The 18,760-nt window shown below is 67.0% G+C and carries 16 protein-coding genes; 7 read left to right on the plus strand and 9 right to left on the minus strand.

Annotation, left to right across the window (positions count from 1 at the left end; genetic code table 11):
• The 6 genes from asnB to GKO32_RS32180 are packed head-to-tail and all read left to right on the plus strand — an operon-like array spanning nucleotide 1 to nucleotide 9,837.
• Nucleotides 1-1,893 carry an asparagine synthase (glutamine-hydrolyzing) gene (asnB, locus tag GKO32_RS32155; protein WP_154760671.1) on the plus strand — a complete coding sequence of 631 codons (1,893 nt, stop codon included), beginning with the start codon at nucleotides 1-3 and terminating at the stop codon, nucleotides 1,891-1,893.
• On the plus strand, nucleotides 1,890-4,052 hold the full coding sequence (locus tag GKO32_RS32160) for a bi-domain-containing oxidoreductase (protein ID WP_312868925.1): 2,163 nt from the start codon (nucleotides 1,890-1,892) through the stop codon (nucleotides 4,050-4,052). The genes asnB and GKO32_RS32160 overlap by 4 nt, the downstream gene beginning before the upstream one ends.
• The gene (locus GKO32_RS32165; RefSeq protein ID WP_154760688.1) at nucleotides 4,052-5,977 is read left to right on the plus strand and encodes a heparinase II/III family protein; all 1,926 of its coding nucleotides are present in this window, start codon (nucleotides 4,052-4,054) and stop codon (nucleotides 5,975-5,977) included. The genes GKO32_RS32160 and GKO32_RS32165 overlap by 1 nt, the downstream gene beginning before the upstream one ends.
• On the plus strand, nucleotides 5,974-7,464 hold the full coding sequence (locus GKO32_RS32170; protein ID WP_312868926.1) for a right-handed parallel beta-helix repeat-containing protein: 1,491 nt from the start codon (nucleotides 5,974-5,976) through the stop codon (nucleotides 7,462-7,464). Before GKO32_RS32165 ends, GKO32_RS32170 begins: the two co-directional genes overlap by 4 nt.
• Before the next feature lies 1 nt (nucleotide 7,465).
• Nucleotides 7,466-8,677: an O-antigen ligase family protein gene (locus GKO32_RS32175; RefSeq protein WP_246245046.1), complete on the plus strand. Its 1,212-nt coding sequence runs from the start codon at nucleotides 7,466-7,468 to the stop codon at nucleotides 8,675-8,677.
• Nucleotides 8,674-9,837 (plus strand): glycosyltransferase family 4 protein, encoded by a 1,164-nt coding sequence (locus GKO32_RS32180; RefSeq protein WP_312868927.1) that lies wholly within the window; start codon nucleotides 8,674-8,676, stop codon nucleotides 9,835-9,837. The genes GKO32_RS32175 and GKO32_RS32180 overlap by 4 nt, the downstream gene beginning before the upstream one ends.
• Before the next feature lie 2 nt (nucleotides 9,838-9,839).
• Here the strand turns inward: GKO32_RS32180 and GKO32_RS32185 are convergent, their stop codons facing one another.
• Together GKO32_RS32185 and GKO32_RS32190 are read right to left on the minus strand one after the other, a co-directional pair.
• Nucleotides 9,840-10,235, minus strand: a complete 396-nt coding sequence (locus tag GKO32_RS32185; RefSeq protein ID WP_154760672.1) for a type II toxin-antitoxin system VapC family toxin — start codon at nucleotides 10,233-10,235, stop codon at nucleotides 9,840-9,842.
• Nucleotides 10,232-10,489 (minus strand): FitA-like ribbon-helix-helix domain-containing protein, encoded by a 258-nt coding sequence (locus GKO32_RS32190; protein ID WP_154760673.1) that lies wholly within the window; start codon nucleotides 10,487-10,489, stop codon nucleotides 10,232-10,234. The genes GKO32_RS32185 and GKO32_RS32190 overlap by 4 nt, the downstream gene beginning before the upstream one ends.
• A 78-nt stretch (nucleotides 10,490-10,567) precedes the next feature.
• Between GKO32_RS32190 and GKO32_RS32195 the strand changes: the two genes are divergently transcribed.
• On the plus strand, nucleotides 10,568-11,200 hold the full coding sequence (locus GKO32_RS32195) for a phosphatase PAP2 family protein (protein WP_312868928.1): 633 nt from the start codon (nucleotides 10,568-10,570) through the stop codon (nucleotides 11,198-11,200).
• Between the two features lies 1 nt (nucleotide 11,201).
• On the opposite strand, the gene GKO32_RS32200 is transcribed toward GKO32_RS32195, so the two are convergent.
• From GKO32_RS32200 to GKO32_RS32230, 7 genes are read right to left on the minus strand one after another with little or no spacing between them, the layout of a single operon-like run.
• Nucleotides 11,202-12,512 (minus strand): glutamate-1-semialdehyde 2,1-aminomutase, encoded by a 1,311-nt coding sequence (locus GKO32_RS32200; RefSeq protein ID WP_154760674.1) that lies wholly within the window; start codon nucleotides 12,510-12,512, stop codon nucleotides 11,202-11,204.
• 4 nt (nucleotides 12,513-12,516) lie between these two features.
• Nucleotides 12,517-13,065, minus strand: a complete 549-nt coding sequence (gene rfbC / locus GKO32_RS32205) for a dTDP-4-dehydrorhamnose 3,5-epimerase (RefSeq protein ID WP_154760675.1) — start codon at nucleotides 13,063-13,065, stop codon at nucleotides 12,517-12,519.
• Nucleotides 13,062-14,264, minus strand: a complete 1,203-nt coding sequence (locus tag GKO32_RS32210) for a polysaccharide pyruvyl transferase family protein (protein ID WP_312868929.1) — start codon at nucleotides 14,262-14,264, stop codon at nucleotides 13,062-13,064. Before GKO32_RS32210 ends, rfbC begins: the two co-directional genes overlap by 4 nt.
• On the minus strand, nucleotides 14,261-15,190 hold the full coding sequence (locus tag GKO32_RS32215; RefSeq protein ID WP_154760676.1) for a glycosyltransferase family 2 protein: 930 nt from the start codon (nucleotides 15,188-15,190) through the stop codon (nucleotides 14,261-14,263). The genes GKO32_RS32210 and GKO32_RS32215 overlap by 4 nt, the downstream gene beginning before the upstream one ends.
• Nucleotides 15,187-16,488 (minus strand): MATE family efflux transporter, encoded by a 1,302-nt coding sequence (locus GKO32_RS32220; protein WP_246245048.1) that lies wholly within the window; start codon nucleotides 16,486-16,488, stop codon nucleotides 15,187-15,189. Before GKO32_RS32220 ends, GKO32_RS32215 begins: the two co-directional genes overlap by 4 nt.
• Nucleotide 16,489: 1 nt before the next feature.
• Nucleotides 16,490-17,749 carry a DUF4910 domain-containing protein gene (locus GKO32_RS32225; RefSeq protein ID WP_154760677.1) on the minus strand — a complete coding sequence of 420 codons (1,260 nt, stop codon included), beginning with the start codon at nucleotides 17,747-17,749 and terminating at the stop codon, nucleotides 16,490-16,492.
• The gene (locus tag GKO32_RS32230; RefSeq protein ID WP_154760678.1) at nucleotides 17,746-18,759 is read right to left on the minus strand and encodes an NAD-dependent epimerase/dehydratase family protein; all 1,014 of its coding nucleotides are present in this window, start codon (nucleotides 18,757-18,759) and stop codon (nucleotides 17,746-17,748) included. Before GKO32_RS32230 ends, GKO32_RS32225 begins: the two co-directional genes overlap by 4 nt.
• Nucleotide 18,760 lies beyond the last annotated feature (1 nt).

An 18,760-nucleotide genomic window follows, 5' to 3' on the forward strand; every position in this document is an offset into this window, starting at 1 on the left:
ATGTGCGGAATCGCAGGCGCCGTCCGGTGGCCGGACGGCGGCCCGCTGACCGACCGGCTGACCAAGACACTCGCCCACCGTGGCCCGGACGGGGAAGGCCGGTACGACTTCGGCGATGTCCACTTGGGACACCGCCGTCTGTCCATTATCGACCTTTCGGAAACCGGGGCGCAGCCCATGGTTTCCGACGGTCTCGCGCTGACGTACAACGGTGAGCTGTACAACGCGCCGGAACTGCGGGCAGAGCTGGTGTCGGCGGGGGTGCGGTTTCGCGGCACGTCGGACACCGAGGTGCTGCTGGAAGCCTGGCGCCGCTGGGGCACCGACTGCCTGCCGCGGCTGCGCGGCATGTTCGCGTTCGCGGTGTTCGACGAGCGCACCGGCGACCTGGTACTGGCCCGCGATCAGCTGGGCATCAAACCGCTGTTTCTCGTCCGGCGGGGCGGTGGCCTGGTCTTCGCGTCCGAGCTGAAAGCGCTTGCCAACGAGCTGGGCGGATCGTTGCACGTCGATGACGCCGCGATGATCGCGTCGCTGCTGTACTACTGGGTGCCGGACGCCCGCTGCGCGTTCCGCGAGGCCGAGAAACTGCCGCCGGGTTCATGGCTGCGGGTGCGCCGCGACGGCCGGATCGACCAGGGCCGGTACTGGTCCATTCAGGACATCGCCGCGGAGGCCGCCGAGGCGCCGTTTCCCGATCTGGGCGCGGTCATCGAGGAGTCCACACGCAAGCACCTGCTCGCCGACGTTCCGGTCGCGACTTTCCTGTCCGGTGGGCTCGACTCGAGCTACCTGACCGCGCTCGCGGCGAAGCATCAGCCGGGGATTTCGGCGTACACCATCGGTTTCCGGGCCGAGGACGCGAAGTTCGAGGCGATGCCGGACGATCTGCGTTACGCACGGCAGGTCGCCGCACAGTTCGGGGTGGACCTGCACGAGATCGAGATCGCGCCGCAGGTGCTCGATCTGCTGCCGCGGATGACCTACCACCTGGACGAGCCGATCGGTGATCCCGCCGCGATCAACACCTTCCTCATCTGCAGCGCGGCCCGCGAGGCCGGGGTGAAGGTGATGCTGTCGGGGATGGGCGCGGACGAGCTGTTCGCCGGATACCGCAAGCATCTGGCGAACCTCTTGGCGTTGCGGTACCAGCGGGTTCCCGGCGCGGTGCGCCGTCCTGTCGAGTCCATTGTGGACCGGTTGCCGGTGGCGTCGGCGAAGCGCGGGTACCGGACGGTCCGGTTCGCCAAGCGCTTCCTGTCCTTCGCCGAGCTGCCCGAAGAAACCGCTTTCCGGCGCAGCTACACGATGTACGACCAGGCCGAGCTGGCCGGCTTGCTCAATCCGGATCTCGCGCCCGTGGTGGACGACGTGCTGACCGAGCACGCCAACACCTACCACGACAACCGGCTGACCGACTTCGTCAACCGCATGTGCCTCGCGGACGCGCGACTGTTCCTGCCCGGCCTCAACCTCGCCTACACCGACCGCTCCAGCATGGCCGCGTCCACCGAGGTACGCGTGCCGTTCGTGGACGTCGAGGTCGTCAAGGCGGCATTCGCGATCCCCGGGAACCGGAAAATCGTGAAACGGCAAGGGAAAGCGGCGCTGAAAGAAGCCGCGACGGCGATCCTGCCGCGGGAGATCGTGTACCGGCCGAAGGGCCTGTTCAGCGCGCCGTTGCGGGCGTGGATGAGCCGGGACCTGGCGCCGTTGATGAGGGAAGTCGTCAACGACGGTGTCCTCGTGCGCTCCGGTTTCCTGCGGCAGGACGCGCTGCGCCGCCTCGTCGACGAGGACGCCTCCGGGCAACAGGACCGGTCGAAACACCTTTGGCACATCTTGACTCTCGAATACTGGTACCGGAGTGCAACGTCTCAAGGAGCGTCGTGAAGCAGGTAGTGCAGAACTACAAGAGCGGGGAGCTGGCGCTCCTCGACGTCCCGGCACCGGCGTGCAAACCCGGCGGAGTCCTGGTGCGAACGGCTTTTTCGCTGATCTCGACCGGGACCGAGATGATGAAGGTCTCCGAAGCGAGCATGTCGATGGTCGGCAAGGCCCGCTCCCGCCCGGACCAGGTGGCGAAGGTCATGCAGAGCGTCGCGACGAACGGCGTCACCGCGACCTATCGCAAGGTGATGAACAAGCTGGATTCCTATACCCCGCTGGGATATTCGCTCGTCGGGGTCGTGGAAGAAGTGGGCAGCGGGGAAGCCGCCGACGTCGCGGTCGGTGACCTCGTCGCGTGCGCCGGCAACGAGCACGCACTGCACTCGGAACTGAACTGGGTGCCCAAGAACCTGTATGCGCGGGTGCCTGCCGGGCTCGACCCGCGACACGCGTCATTCGGCACGGTCGGCTCCATTGCGCTGCAAGGAGTTCGGCGCGGTGAGCCGCAGCTGGGCGATATCGCATTGGTGATCGGGCTGGGCCTGATCGGGCAACTCGTCGTGCAGCTGCTGACCGCGTCCGGGGTGCGCGTGCTCGGCGTCGATCCGGACCCAGGCCGGTGTGAGCTGGCGGAAAAGCTCGGTGCCGTGGTGTGCGGCGCGCCGGGCTCCGAGCTCGTCGATGCCGCGGTCGCCGAGCTGACCAGCGGACACGGCGTGGACCAGGTTTATCTCGCGGCGGGCGGCAACACGAACGAGCCGGTGGAGCTGGCCGCGCGGCTGTCCCGCGACCGCGGGCGCGTGATCGACATCGGCAAGAGCCGGCTCGACCTGCCGTGGAATGCCTACTACGAAAAGGAATTGGACGTCCGCTTCTCCCGCTCGTACGGCCCCGGCCGGTACGACCCGTCGTACGAGCTCGAAGGCCGCGACTACCCCATCGGTTACGTGCGCTGGACCGAACGGCGCAACATCGAATGCTTCCTCGATCTCGCCGCGCGCGGACGCGTCAATGTGGAACCGCTGATCTCCCACGTCGCGGATTTCTCGACGGCGGTCGAAACCTACCAGCGGCTCAACGCCGGCGAACTCAAGGCGGTCGCGGTTTTGTTCCGGTATCCCGACGCGGTGCCCGAGGTCTCTCAACCCGTCGTGGCCGCCACGCCGGTGCCCGCTCCGGCCCGCACGGCACATCCGCTGGGCCGCATCCGGGTCGGGTTCATCGGCGCGGGCAACTACGCGTCCTCGATGTTGCTGCCGCATCTGTCCGAACGGGACGATGTGGAGCTGACCCGTGTCGCCACCACCTCCGCGCTGTCCGGCGCCAACGCGCGCCGGAAGTTCGGTTTCGTCGACGCGAGCACGGATGTCGACGCGGTACTCGAGGACGATGCGATCGACGCGGTGTTCGTGGTGACGCGGCACAGCTCGCACGCCGAGCTGACCCGCCGCGCGCTGCTCGCCGGAAAGGCTGTGTTCGTCGAGAAACCGCTCGCGCTCACCGAAGCCGAGGTCGGCAAGATCCTTGCGGCGATTGAGGAATCCGGCAACGACCGGCTGCAGGTCGGGTTCAACCGCCGCTTCGCGCCGCTGCTGCACGAGGCGAAGGCGCAGTTCGGCAGGCGCGTCGGTCCCGCGTCCGTGCGGTATCTGGTCAACGCCGGGCAGCTGGAATCCAGCAGCTGGTACAACCAGGCTGACACCGAAGGCACCCGCTTCGCCGGCGAGGGCGGGCATTTCATCGACACGGTCAGCTGGCTGCTGGAGTCCGAGCCGATCGCCGTCTACGCCTGCGGCACCACGGACCAGCAGATCTTCCTGCGCTACCCGGACGGCTCGACCGCCACGATCTCTTACGTCACCAGCGGTTCGACCGGGTTCCAGAAGGAGACGATCGACCTGCTCGGCGACGGCAAGGTGCTCAAGTTCGACGATTTCCTGCGGGCATCGGTGTTCTCCCGCAAGAAGTGGTCGGGCCCGCGCATTCCCAAGGGGCGCGACAAGGGGCAGCAGGCGGAGCTCGACGCGTTCGTCGAGGCGGTCGCCTCCGGTGGTCCGATGCCGATCCCGCTGCACTCATTGGTCTCGACCACGCTGGCCACGCTGGCGACGCAAACCAGCCTCGCCACGGGCGTTCCGGTTCGAATCGAGGTGCCGTCATGATGGGTCCCGGCTGGTATGTACGGCGGCTTCGGCGCATGGGCGGCCCGGAGATCCGTGGCCGGGTCGTCGATGTCGTGCGCAAGCGGCGGTGGCGCCGCATCGCGGCGATGCCGAGTGAAGCGGCTTGGCTTGCCCAGCGCGATTTTCCCACCCCCTTGCCGTCGAACGTGTTCCGGACGGTGCCGCCCGACGCGGCAGCCGCGGTGATCGCGAAGGCCGACCGGCTCCTCGACGGGCGTGCCGAGTATTTCGGTGTCCAGCGCGACGACATGGCGGGACCGGACTGGTCGTTCGACCCGAAAACCGGGCGGCGCGCACCGTCCGATGTGTACTCCTTCGACATCCCGTACCGCAGCGAGGACTCGGTCGGTGACATCAAGCAGATCTGGGAACCGTCGCGGCACCAGCACCTCACCGTGCTCGCCGCCGCCTACGCGCTCACCGGTGAGGACCGCTACGCCGAGCGGGTCGCCGATCACCTGAAGTCCTGGTGGTCGGCCAATCCGCCGCTGCGCGGGGTGCACTGGGTCAGCGGGATCGAGCTCGGCATCCGGCTGCTGTCGTGGGTGTGGACCCGCCGCCTCCTCGACGGCTGGGTGGGCGCGCCGGGCCTGTTCGAAGACAATCCCGAGGCGCTGCACCAGATCTGGCACCATCAGCGCTGGCTCGCCGCGTTCCCCAGCCGGGGATCTTCGGCGAACAACCACGTCATCGCCGAGTCCGCGGGTCAGCTCGCCGCATCCTGCGCGTTCCCGTGGTTCCCGGAATCGACGCTGTGGCGCACCCAAGCAGTGTCGTCACTCGACGAACACTTGGCACGCAACACTTTCGAGTCCGGTCTCAACCGTGAACTGGCGACGGAGTACCACGGGCTCGTCCTGGAACTCGGCCTCACAGCCGCACTCGAAGCCCAGGCCGCGGGCACCCCGGTACCCGAATCGACCTGGCTGGTTCTGCTGCGCATGACCGACGCGCTCTCGTCCATTGTGGACGACAAGCTCCGGCCGCCGCGGCAGGGCGACGCCGATGACGGGATCGGGCTGGTCGTGGACGGCGAAGGCGTGGACCGCTGGGCTTCGCTGCTGTCCACCGGTGATGCGCTCTTCGGCCGCCTCGACTGGTGGCCGAAGGTGCCACGCGCCGACGTCCGGACCACGCTGTTCGCCGCGCTGGCCGAAAGACCTGAACTGACCACGCCCCGCCCGCCGCAACGGCAGGACCACTTCGCCGACGCCGGGCTGACCATCTTGCGGGACAAGGAAATCTGGTGCCGGTGTGACGGCGGGCCGCACGGGTTCCTCTCGATCGCCGCACACGCGCACGCCGATGCGCTCTCGGTCGAGGTTCGGCACAACGGGGTCGACATCCTCGCCGACCCCGGCACGTTCTGTTATCACGGCGAACCCGAGTGGCGTTCCTACTTCCGTTCCACGCTCGGGCACAACACGGTGCAACTCGACGACCGCGACCAGTCCACCTCCGGCGGCCCGTTCATGTGGACGCGGCAGGCACGCACTCGTGTCCTCACCCAGGGCCCGGAAAGCTGGTCCGCCGAGCACGACGGGTACGCCCCTGCCGTGCACCGTCGCTGGGTGCAGCTCGCCGACGGCGAACTGCAGATCTCCGACGAGGTGGTCAGCTCGCGGCGACATCGCACCCGCCTCGCCTTCCATCTCGGCCCCGCGGTGTCGGTCGAGCTGGATGGCAGCACGGCACGGCTGAGCTGGGACGGCGGTTCCGCGGTGCTCGAGCTTCCGGCCGAACTGGACTGGTCGGTGCACCGTGGCTCGGAAAAACCGGTGCTGGGCTGGTATTCGCCGGGGTTCGGGCGCAAGGAGCCCGCCGCGACACTGGTCGGCACCGGATCCGCACGGGTTCTGTCCACTGTGCTCCGTTTCGACCGCGAGGAGGTCCCCACATCGTGAAGTTCTGCTGGTTGCTGTTGGGCCTGCTGGTACTGACCGCGTGCAGTTCGTCGTCCACTGAGGACAGACCCGCCCCCTCCCCGGCGGCGTTCGCCGGATCGGCGGCCGCGGTGTGCGACCGGGAACCCGCGGGTCCCGCGACCGCACCGGCCGGCGCGGTGACCGTGGATCCGAACGTGGTCGGCGACCTGGTGGCGAAAACGAAGGCGAGTCCCGCGGGTACCACGTTCTGGCTCGCATCCGGCACGCACCGGCTCGGCAACGGCAACTACGACCAGGTGGTGCCGAAGGACGGCGACGCCTACCTCGGTGCGCCCGGCGCGACGCTCGACGGCCAGCACGTCAACCAGTACGCCTTCACCGGGCACGCCGGAGGCGTGCGCATCGAGCATCTGACCGTGCAGAACTTCGCCGCCCCGCAGGACGAGGGTGTGGTCAACCACGACTCCGGCGACGGCTGGATCCTCGAGCACAACACGTTGCAGCACAACGACGGCGCCGCGCTGATGGCAGGCGCCAAGCAGCAGGTGCGTGGAAACTGCTTGCGCGACAACGGGCAGTACGGCCTGAATGCGTACAAAGGCGACGGTACGATCACCGGTCTCGTGGTCGAAGGCAACGAGATCACCGGTAACAACACCGGCGACTGGGAGACCAAGATCGAAGGCTGCGGCTGCAGCGGCGGCGTGAAGTTCTGGGCCGTCAACGGCGCGGACGTGCGCGGCAACTGGGTGCACGACAACCGCGGCGTCGGTCTCTGGGGCGATACCAACAACAACGACTTCCTCATCGAGGGCAACCTCATCGAGGGCAACGACGGCGCCGCGATCGACTACGAGACCAGCTACAACGCGACGATCCGGAACAACACGATCCGCCGGAACAACTGGGTGGACGGCCGCAAGTACGCCGACCGTGGTGACAATTTCCCGCTCGCGACGATCTACATCTCCGAATCCGGCGGGGAACCGCGCGTCCCGGCCCGAACGGCGAAGCTCGACATCCAGGGCAATGTGTTGCAGGACAACTGGTCCGGGATCACCCTGTGGGAGAACGCCGACCGGTTCTGCAACAGTCCCGCGAACACCTCGTCCGGTGTCTGCACGCTCGTGCAGCCCGACCCGGCGAAATGCGCCCGGCCGGGGATCATGACCGATCCGCTGTTCGGCGACTGCCGGTGGAAGACACAGAACGTCGACATCCACGACAACCGGTTCGAGGTCAATCCCCCCGCGATCGGTTGTTCGGTGACCTGCACCCGGATGGCGTTGCTGTCGAACTTCGGCACCTACCCGGACTGGTCGCCGTACAAGGGCGCCATCGTGCAGGAGGCCGTCACCACCGGCCAGCACAACCAATGGCACGACAACACCTACGCCGGCCCGTGGACGTTCGTCTTCCACGACACCAGTCAGATCCTGGACACCTTCCAATGGCAGGGCAGCACGCAACAGGACCAGGGCAGCACCTTCACCAAGGGCGGTTGACATGGCGGTCGTGCGGTTGACTCCGCTGTTCGTGAAACACGACTCTGCCACCACGGAAAGCACGCCGCGCCCGGTGGCGGTGGCCTGGCTCCTGTTGATCCTCAACACCCTCGGTTCCACCGGTGCGCAGACGGTCATCCCGCTGCCACGCTCGGTCATCCAGCTGGTCACGATGGGCGCGCTGGTCATCGCGTTCCTGCTGGCGCTGATCGTCAACATCCAGCTGCGCATCCGGCCCAGCGCGTACCTGTTGCTGCTCAGCCTGTTGCTGGCGGTGAGCATCCTTTCCAGCGCACACCTGGAGTCCGGGTTCGGCGCGCTGTTCCGCTGTTTCCGGCTGACGCTGTTCATCGCGACGCTGTGGTTGCTGACCCGATGGTGGAACGGCAGTACGAACTTCGTCCGGTTCCACATCAAGGCCTACAGCGCGATACTGGTGACCGTCGCGATTGGACTGGTGATCGCGCCCGGCAAAGCCATGCCGGACATCTACGGCGGCCGGCTCTCGGGTGCGATCTGGCCGCTGACGCCACCGCAGATCGGGCAGTACGCGGCGGTTATCTCCGGGCTCACCTTGCTGATGTGGCTGGGCAAGCGGGTCGACCGGCGCAGCGCGCTGATCGTCGTCATCCCGGCGATCGGGTTGCTGATGCTGACCCACACCCGCACGGCGACATTGGGTCTGATCATCGGCCTGCTCGTCGCACTGTTTTCCTTGTGGCTGACGAATTCCCGGGCCCGCGCGGTGTTCACCTGGTTCGCTCTGGTGGCCGCGTTCTCGGCGATCGCGCTCGGCTCGCTGCTGCAGGCATGGTTCCTTCGTGGACAGTCCGAAGACAACTTCTCCACGCTCACCGGCCGGGCGAAAGTGTGGGACGCGTTGCTGAACGCGCCGCGATCGGTGAGCGAGAACCTGTTCGGCATCGGCCTGGGTGACAAGTCCTACGCAGGCCTGCCGATCGACAACAGCTGGCTCGCGGTCTTCCACGAGCAGGGCCTGGTCGGCTGCGCATTGGTCGCGGCCTTCCTGCTGGTGCTCGCGGCCGTCGCCGCGTTGCGGCCCCCGTCGCTGGAAAGAGCGTGCGCGATTTTCCTGATCGTCTACTGCATTTCGGCTTCCTACACCGAAGCCGGGCTCGGCGACGCGTCGCCGTACCTGCTGCATCTGGCCGTCGCAGGCTCGTTGCTGGCCCGTGGCAAGGAGAACGCGTGAAAATTCTGGTGGTACACAACAGGTACCGGTCGGAGCAGCCGAGCGGCGAGAACAACGTCGTGGACGCCGAGGTCGCGCTGCTGCGCTCGGCCGGGCACGACGTGCGGCTGTTCGAACGCCGCAGCGACGACATCGCGTCGATGTCCTTGGCGGGCAAGGTTTCCGTGCCGTTGCGAGTGCCGTGGAACCCGGCCGCCCGGACGGAACTGGCGTCACGGTTACGGATGGACCGGCCCGACGTCGTCCACATTCACAACACGTTCCCGCTGCTGTCGCCGTCCGTGGTCGCCGCGTGCACGGACGCACACGTGCCCACCGTCGCGACGCTGCACAACTACGGCATGGTCTGCCCGCCGGGCACGCTCTACCGCGATGGGCAGGTGTGCACGTCGTGCGTCGGCGGTCAGCCCGTTCCGGCGGTACAGCACGGCTGTTATCGCGGCTCACGGATCGCGACAGTGCCGATGGCGGTGTCGACGGCGGTGAACCGGCGCCGGTGGTGGTCAGGCATCTCGCGGTTCTTCTGTATTTCCGGCGCACAACGCGAGTTGCTGGTGTCGGCGGGGATGCCGGCCGAAAAGCTGATGGTGAAACACAATTTCGTCGAAGAACCGCCGGTGCGCCGGGAGTTGCCCGGCGAGCACGTGCTGTACCTGGGCCGGATGACGGAGGAGAAAGGGATCCGGCTGCTGATGCAGGCCTGGCCGCGCGCCGACGTCGGTATGCCACTCGTGCTCGCGGGCACCGGACCGCTGTCGGATGAGGTGACAGCGTGGGCCGCGACCCGCCGGGACGTGCAATACCTGGGCCTGCGCACGAAAGAGGAGTGCCGGCAGCTGCTCGCGCGGGCATCGGCCGTGGTCGTGCCCTCGGTATGGCTCGAGGCGTTCGGGCTGGTGGTCGTCGAGGCGATGGCCGCCGGAGTGCCCACGGTCGCCCCCGCCCACGGTGCTTTCCCCGAGCTCGTCGACGCCGAGGTGACGGGATTACTGCACCGGCCCGGCGATGTGTCCACATTGGCCGAATGTCTGCGGCGGATCGTGGCGCCCGCACGGAACCAGGAAATGGGCGAAGCCGCGAGACTTCGGTACGAAAAGGACTTCACACCCTCGGTCGGCTTGGACCGCCTGATCGCGGGCTACCAGGCGGCGATCGGCTGAGCTCAGGAAACCAGTTCGACCCGGCAGAAGGCGGTGGCGGCACGGGCGAGCCGGCTGTCCGAAGTGGTCAAGGTGAGATCGCGTTCCTCCGCGAGCGCTACGTAGGCGGCGTCGTAACCGCTGATGCTGTCCCGCAGCTGCCACATCCGCGGAAGCAACTGATCCAGCGAGACGTGATCGACACCGAGCTGTGGCAACCGGTCTACAGCGCGCGCCGCAAAGGACTCTTTGATCTTCCCACCTAGAGTCAGCCCGCGGATCACCGAAAACACCTCGGCCTTCCAGTGTTCCGGGGCCGCCCACGCCGGATCCCGGCTGAGCACGCCGCGGGCCTTGTGGCCACGTTCATCCGTATAGAGAAGCATGTTGGCGAGCACCGACGCGTCAACGACGATCATGTGCGTTCGGTTCTTTCGGCCCGTGCTCCGGCCAGGATCTCGGCCGCATCCGGCGCATCACCTTCGGCGCCTCCGCCGGCCGCCAGGTCGCGCTCGATCTCGACCACGACTCGCCTGTTCCGGCCGAAGTCCGCCTGTCGCTTGAGCACCGTCAGCAGGTAGGCCTGCAGCGACTGGCCACGGTCCCGAGCTTCCTGGACCAGGGCTTCCTTGACGTCATCCGGGACGTCTCGAACTGTGAGTACAGCAGTCATGAAGTCATTTTGCAGGCATTTTGCCGCCGTAGTCAAGTCACATGAAACGAAGCGCCTGTCATCCGCGTTCTCTTCGATGTGACCGAAACATCCGCGCCGCCCGCGCTGCCATCCGTGCTGCGAGTGCCGCTGAGCGTCGTGACGTTGGCTGCGGCGCTCGTCGTGCTCGTACAAGCGCTGACGTACGCGGGTGACAGCGGCGGCGAATGGGTCGCGCCGATGGACGGGCTGCCGGGGCCGCTACGTGACATCGCGCTGGCGATCGACTTTCTCGGTGAGCCCACGGGTTCCGTGCTCGTGCTGGTGGTGTGCACCGGCGGCTGCTGGCTGGCCGGCCGGCGACGATCGGCGGTGCTGGTGCTGGTCGCGGCCGGGGTGACGGTCGGCGCGACGACTCTGCTGAAACCCTTGGTGGACCGCACGATCCACGGCGGGTACCTGTCCTTCCCCAGCGGCCACACCGCTTTCGCGACCGCGCTGGCGCTGGTACTGACGATGGTCGCGGTCGACCGGCTGCAGCTGCGCGCCGCCGCCGGGACGGCGTTGGTACTGGCGGTCGCGTTGCTGGCCGGCGCGGTGATGGGCTGGACCGAAGTCGCGCTCAGCGCCCATTACCCGACCGACACCCTCGGCGGGTTCTGCACCGCGCTCGCGATCGTGCCACCGGTCGCACTGGCGGTGGACCGGTTCCTCCCAGCGCGTTTGCTGTGAGCTAGGCGTACTGCCGGAATACCGGCTTCACGGGACGCCCGTCAAGCCAGCCCTCGGGGTCACCGGTGTCGAGTGCCTTGCGGTAGACGGCACAGGCCTGCGCGACCACGTCGATCGTGCGGTCGATGTCCTCGGTGGACAGTGCACTGCTGACCACAAAGGACGGTCCGAGCACGCCGCCGTTGATGAGCTGCCGCATGAACAGCGTGCGGTACAGCGGTGACGGGCGCAGGTTCTCGTCGAGCGTCGCGAACACCAGGTTGCTCGCGCGCCCGCGCACCAGCACATGCGCCTCGACGCCCATGCCCGCGGCCGCCGCGCGAACACCGTCCGCCAGCCGATTGCCGAGCTCGTGCAACCGCGCCGAAATACCTTCCTCGACATAGGTTTCCATCACGGCCATCGCCGCGGCGAGCGAGTGCGTTTCGGCGCCGTGCGTGGTCGAGAGCAGGAAGACCCGCTCGCGCGTGTCCCGCAAGCCGCCGAGCTCCATCACCTCGCGCCGCCCGGCGAGCGCCGACACCGCGAACCCGTTGCCGAGCGCCTTGCCGAACGTCGACAGGTCCGGCCGCACGCCGTACAACCCTTGCGCACCAGCCTCGGACCAGCGAAAACCGGTGATCATCTCGTCGAAAACCAGTAATGTGCCGTACTTGCTCGTGAGGTCACGCAGGCCGGCGAGATAGCCAGGCGGGGGCTCGGTCTGCGTCGCCGCCTCGAGGACCACACAGGCGATCTCGCGGTTGCGCAGCATTTCTTCCGTCGCGGCGAGATCACCGTACGGGAACCTGACCGTCAGATCCTTGATGGGCGCCGGAATCCCCGCCGGCATGGCCGTGGTCCCGATGAACCAGTCGTCGGTGGAAAAGAAAGGGTGATCCCCGCACACCGCGACCTTCTGCCGCCCGGTCGCGGCCCGCGCGAGCCGGACGGCCGCCGTGGTGACATCCGACCCGTTCTTCGCGAACTTGACCATCTCCGCCGTCGGCACGGTCGCCAGGAACCGTTCCGCCGCTTCGATTTCCAGGAAGCTCGGCCGCACGAAGTTCGAGCCGCGCACCAGTTCCCGTTGCACTGCTTCGATCACCCTGGGGTGCGCATGTCCCAGGCTCACGGATCTGAGCCCGGAACCGTATTCGATGTACTCGTTGCCGTCGATATCCCAGACATGCGCACCCTTGCCATGGGAAATCACCGGCGCCATCCCTTGCGGGAACTGGTCATCGCCCTTCGCATAGGTGTGGGCACCACCGGGAATCAGCGTGTGCAGTCGCTGGTTCGCCTTGCGTGACCGAAATAATGGAGCGTCCATGACGTTACCTCGACATTTTCAGTACTTCGGCGAGCGACGGAGCCTGCTTGTCTCGCTCGGAAATCAGGGTGACGGGAATGGGCCAGGAAATGGCCAGTTCAGGATCGTCGAAGGCGATCGTGACGTCTTCCGCGGGATTGTGGGTCCGGTCGATGCGGTAGGAAACGTCGGCCGGATCGGTCAGCGCCTGGAAACCGTGCGCACACCCGGCGGGAATGTAGATCGACACCTGCGTGCTGCCCGACAACGTGAAGTACTCCTGGTTCCGGTAGGTGGGCGAATCGGGCCGTAGATCGACCACGACGTCGAACACCTCGCCGTAAGAGCAGCGGACGAGCTTCGCCTCACCCTTGCCCCCGCGCAGGTGCATCCCGCGGACAACCCCGATGGCAGAACGGGAAACACTGTCCTGTTCGAACGAATCAGGGTCGATGCCGACGGATTTGACGACCTCGCGGTCGAAGGTGCGGCTGAAGAAGCCGCGGTTGTCGACATACGGGGTGGGTTCGAACAGGTACGCACCGGCGATGGCCGGTACCGGAATCGCCTTCATCGTGCCTCCCTGGCCGGCTCTCGGCCTGCTTTCGGTCGGATCGGTAAGAGCGCGGACAGCGCCGCGAACTGGTGCTTGATTCGCTGGCCGGCCAAGGTATTGCGTTCGGCGAGCGTCGCGGCCAGCTCCTCGGCACGCTGCTCCAGCGACGTGAACCGGTCGACCAACTCGGCGACATCGACAGACCGAGCCGGCAGGCAATACTCGCCAAGACCCATCCCGGCCATCAATGCCTCGTTCTTCGCCGCGTAGCCGACAGAGATCGTCGGCTTGCACACCTTCAGCGCGCACAGCACGTTGTGATACCGGGTCGCCACCACGATGTCCACTTCGGCCATTTCGCGCATGATCGAGTCCAAAGAGGACGCAGCCGACGCGCTCACCAGCGGACCGCACTCAGCCAAAATCTCGTCCACCACGGGCGTGTCCACCTGGTCGCCGGTGAACAGCCGCACCGGCCGTCCCTGCTCGACCAGCCAGCGTACGAAACCCTTCATTCCGTCCACATAGGACCGGTAGATTTCCTCAGCCCGGTCACGCTCGTCGTTGCCGCCACGGAAGGCCATCACCCCGACGCCGACCATGCCCGGCTGCCGCCGTGCGGACGGTGCCGGCAGCGCGAACGCGAGATCCGGATAAACCTCGTCGGCCGAGGTGTCCACGCCCATCTCGGTCATCGCGGCCCGTGACCCGACGTCCCGGTACGACCGGTACGCAGCCAGCCGGCCGGCCGTTCTCACGATCTCCCTTGTCGCCCGGTGCCCGATCACGTTCGCGCCGACGCTCACCAGCGCCACCTTCGTGCCGAGCAGCCGTCCGGCGATCGTCAGCAGCAGCAACGAGTACGGGAAACCCCATGGCCGCAACGGAAGTGTCGCCTCGAGGACACCCATGCCCGGTACGATCACGATGTCCTGGCGTCGTACCCAGGCTGCCGTGCGCCCGATGTCGACGAGTTTCCCCAGTCCCTTCAACGCGATCGCGCGCAAGCCGGACGCCGTCCGGTACTCGCCGCCGAACCAGTTGAGCGCCGTCGCCTCGATACCGTAACGCGCCGACACCAGATCGGGACCACCGCAGAACGCGCTCAGCCGCGCGTCGGGATGCTCCGAACGGAGAAACCGCAGCACGGCTTCCAGCGAACCGTCATTGCCGAGGTTGCCCGAACCGAGCAACCCGAACAGGCCGACCCGGGTCACCGCACTCGCCCCGGTACCACGGCGTCGAGATCGAACCCGGCGAACTCGACCGGCGGCCGGTCCTCGATCCGCTCGCCCGAACCGGGCCGTGCCCGCGCGGTCAGCCAGTCGAACAGGTGCCGGTAGCACTCCCGACGGTCCTTTGCGGACAGTGGGGCACGCTGAATGGCGCCGACGAAACCGAGCACGTACTCACCGAGCAGCCGCACCATCGGATGGCGCAGCTTGTCGGCACGCTTGGGATCGAGGTTCGCGCACCGCTTACGCAACGTCGGGTTCGCCCGCTCCGCCCTGGTGGGATGGTCGCGCCGGAAGTAGAGCAGCTCGGGCACCTGGTAGAACGGCCCGTGCAAGGTGATCTCGGCGACGAAGGTCCGATCCGCATGGTGGTAGCTGTCGTGCGGTTTGACCTTGCGCAGCACATCCGACCGGATCACGCCGTAGAAATCGTCCCCGCCGGGTTCCAGGAGCAGGCTGCGGAACCGGGTCGGCGCATGCGGTGAATCGGTCCGGAGCGTGTAGTCGAACGGTTGAGTCACGGTGCCGTGCTCATCGATGATCGCGTTCCAGCAGTGCGCGAGGATCATGTCTGGCCGCTCGTCGAGCGCTTGCACACACCGCAGTAACAGGTCTCGCCCATAGAGATCATCGTGCGAAGCCCACTTGAACAGCTCACCGCGGGATTCGGCGAACACGAAGTTGTGGTTCGGTCCCGCGCCGATGTTCTCCGGCAACCGGATGTAGCGGATACGCGAGTCCTTCGCCGCGTAGGTGCGGCAGATCTCCTCGGTGTCGTCTGTGGACGCGTTGTCGGAGATGACGAGCTCGAAGTCCTCGAAGCTCTGTCCGAGTAAGGCATCCAGCGACTCCGCCAGGTATTCCTGACCGTTGTAGACGGGCAGGCCGAGGCTCAACCGCGGGGTCATGACGTCCTCACTTCCTGAGTTTTCCCAAAGTGTTCGCGCATCCCGGCACGCAACTGCAGCCACCAGAACGCGGAACCGGCAGTGGTGGCGGTCGCGACACCCCACGCGGAGCCGGGCGCCCCGGCGAGCGCGGCACCGATCAGACCGCCGACGAGATAGCATGCAGAAACCGCTACCTGGCAACGAAGACTGCGGCGGGCAAGCCCCAGCGCGCGCAGTCCGGACGCGGCACCGGTGCAGAAACTGGCCCCCATCACCGAAAGCGTCGCCGGCAGGATCAACGCGTGCGCCGCGGGCCAGATCGAGCCCAGCAGGTGCACGCCGACGACGTCGGGCAGCAACAACAAAAGCGCGAGGCCCCAGCAGAGCGCGGCTACGGCCTGGCCCGTCCCCAGCACGAGGCAGAACAGCGGCAACCGGTGCGGTGACCGGCGCAAAACCCGTGCCGCTTCGGCAACCGTGACGAGCGACAGTCCCATGAGGACAGCCTGGAACGGCCCCTGCAGCAGTTCCGCGCCACGCACCGTGCCGACCGCGGCGAGCCCGGCGATCGCTCCCAGCCCGTACGCGCGCAGCTGCGAAGCACCGCTGCTGCTGACGTTTTCGACCAGGTATCGCGTGCCGAGGTCCCGCTGATCCCGCAACCAGCCACTGAACGCGGACGGTCTCGGCAGGATTCCGGTCTGGAAACAGCCGAAGATCGCGGCGACCCCACCGGACAATCCCCATGCCAGCACGAACCCGAGCACGCTGCCGTGCTTCGCGGCGAGCAACATCGCGGGCGCGAGCGCGACAGCCCACACCATGTCGTTGAGGAAAGCCTTGTTTCCCTTGCCCGCGGCGAAGAATCCGAACCGCCAGGCGTCCTGCAGCATGAGGAACGGCAGGACGAGACCGAGCCCGACGAACGCGGTGCCGACCGAGCCGCCGATGGAAATGCCGACCAGGATGCTGAGCGCACCGCTGCCGATGCCGACCGAGAGCGCCGTCCCCGCCGCACGGGCGGTGGCGACGCGCCAAAGATCGGGGGCGACGCCACTGAACCGGACCATCAGCGGATCGGTGCTCAGACCCCGTGAGACGTTGATGATCACGCCGTAGGTGACCCAGGCGAGGCTGAACACGCCGAACGCCGTGGCCCCCAGCGAACGCGCCACATACAGCCCGACGGCGAAGTTGGTCAGGCTCGATACCGCCTGGTCGCCCAGCCCCCAGCTCAGCCGCCCTGCCATCGCGCGCAACGACGACCGCCGCCGGTGCCTGCCGCGCCGAGGCTTCCCGTCCATCGCCGTCGACATGTCACACCTTCAGCAATTCGGCGTCACGCAACGCATCGGCGGCGGCGACAACTGAGCTGAAGGGCAGTCCGGACCGTTCGGCGATGTCGAGCAGGCTGTGCTCCCCATCGGACTGGTTGAGCACCCACAACATCGCCAGTTGCGCGTCCTTGGCGTCACTGCGCCCACCGAGTGATCCGTACAGCCCGCGCTTGCCCAGCTGTGGCTCGCCGTACGGGTTCAGGTTCACGTAGGTGCGGTTGCGGTCCAGGATGGAAAGCGCTTCCTGGCAGACGGTCAGGGTGTCGTCGAGCGCGCTCGGCAGCACGAAATCCGGGTTGTCACCGGAGGTGTGGTACTCGGGGTACCGCGCATACGGCGTGCGGGAAAGCGAACCGACGCCGAGGTTGAAGCCGGGTGAACAGAACTGGCGTTCGTCGTAGCCGTACGGCGAGAAGTCGACGATCTCGTGCTCACGATCGCGCAGCACGTGCCGCAGCACGCCGTCGATCTCCGCGTTTCCCCGCCGGCTTTTCTTGTACGTCAGGTGTCCCGAGTCACCGGCACACGCGAGCACGAGCCCGTGCTTGACCTTGTCGATGCGGTCGGCATTGCGCGACAGCCAGGTGATCGCGCCGATCGTGCCCGGCATGAACAGGAAACGGTAGGTGTACCAAGGCTTTTCCAGGCTCCGCGCGAGATACGCGGCCACCGCGATCCCGGCCAGGTTGTCGTTGGCCAGCGACGGGTGGCACGTATGGCACGAGATGATCACCTCGTCGGTGACCTGCCCCGGCACCACGTGCTCGGCGTAGGTGAGATGCCCATCGTCCAAAGTGGAGTCAATGCGGACGTCGTACTCGCCGTCCGGCATCTGGTCCAGCACATCCTGCGCGAGGCAGAATCCCCAGCCCGGTGCGTAGTAGCTGGTCCGGTACGGCACGAGCGAAGGCTGTTCCGGCAACGTGTGCAGGTGCGGGCGCAGCTCGTCGAGCGTCATCCGGGCGTTCACCGGCGTGCTGTAGCCGACCACGTGCAGGTTCGACTCACGGAAGTCCACGATGCGCTTGCCGCTGGTGTCGGCGATATAGGCGTCGCGGATGTTCCACTCCTGCGGCACGGTCCAGTCGAACGCGGACGTTCCGGTCGGCACCTCGAAGACCGCGAGCGGGATGTACTCGTTGAGGATCTTCAGGGTATCCCGTACGCCGTCACCCGTGATGCTGCGGCACAACGGGTACAACCGCTCGACGAGAGCGTGCATCTGCTCGCCGGGAGTCATCGTCGTCGCAGGGTTTCGTCGACGTCGATGCCGTTCTTCAGCCAGGCCAGCCGGGTGAACCGCTGCTCGAAGTCCACCTTCGTCAAGCCGAACTTCTGATACGCCTCGACGAGTTCCAGCGCGCCGTCCTTGACCGTCCATTCGCAATCGAACCCGGGAATGGCCGTGCGGAAGCGGGAAAAGTCGACGCGGTACGAGCGCGGGTCCGCGCCTGCCTCACCGGTGATCACCAGCTGCGAGCCCGGCACCGCCTCGGCCACCTCACCGGCGATTTCCGCGACCGTCACGTTGTTGCGCTCGGTACCGATGTTGAAAGCCTTGTCGTGCACCGCTTCCTTCGGCGCGATCAGCGTCGCGGCGAAAGCCCGCGCGATATCCTTCGCGTGCACCAGCGGCCGCCAGGGCGTGCCGTCGGAAAGCACCCGGACCTCGCCGGACAACACGGCGTGGCCCACCAGGTTGTTCAGCACGATGTCCGCCCGCAGTCTCGGCGAGAAGCCGAAAGCCGTGGCGTTGCGCAGATAGACCGGCGTGAAGTCGTCGTCGGCGAGCTCGTGCACGTCGTCCTCTACGCGCACCTTCGACTCCGCGTACGGCGTGACCGGGCGTAGCGGCGCGTCCTCGGCGACCAGTTCGTCACCACCGGAAGCGCCGTAGACCGAACACGTCGAGGCGTAGAGAAAGCGCTTCACCCCGGCGTCCCTCGCCAGCCGGGCGAGCCGGACGGCTGCCCGGTGGTTGATGTCGTAGGTCAGCTCCGGCGCGAGCGCACCGAGCGGGTCATTCGACAGCGCCGCCAGATGGATCACCGCGTCCACTCCGGACACTTGGTCGTGCGTGACGTCGCGCAGGTCGATCTCGTACCCCGGCGGTGTATCCGGGCGCGGCCCGAGCAGGCAGTCCGCGAACAACCCGGAGTCCAGCCCGATCACCTCGTGCCCGGCTTCGGCCAGGACCGGCGCCATCACCGTGCCGAGATATCCCTTGTGACCAGTGAGCAGCACACGCATG

Origin of the sequence: Amycolatopsis pithecellobii (assembly GCF_009707865.1) — a bacterium.
GTDB lineage: Bacteria > Actinomycetota > Actinomycetes > Mycobacteriales > Pseudonocardiaceae > Amycolatopsis_E > Amycolatopsis_E pithecellobii.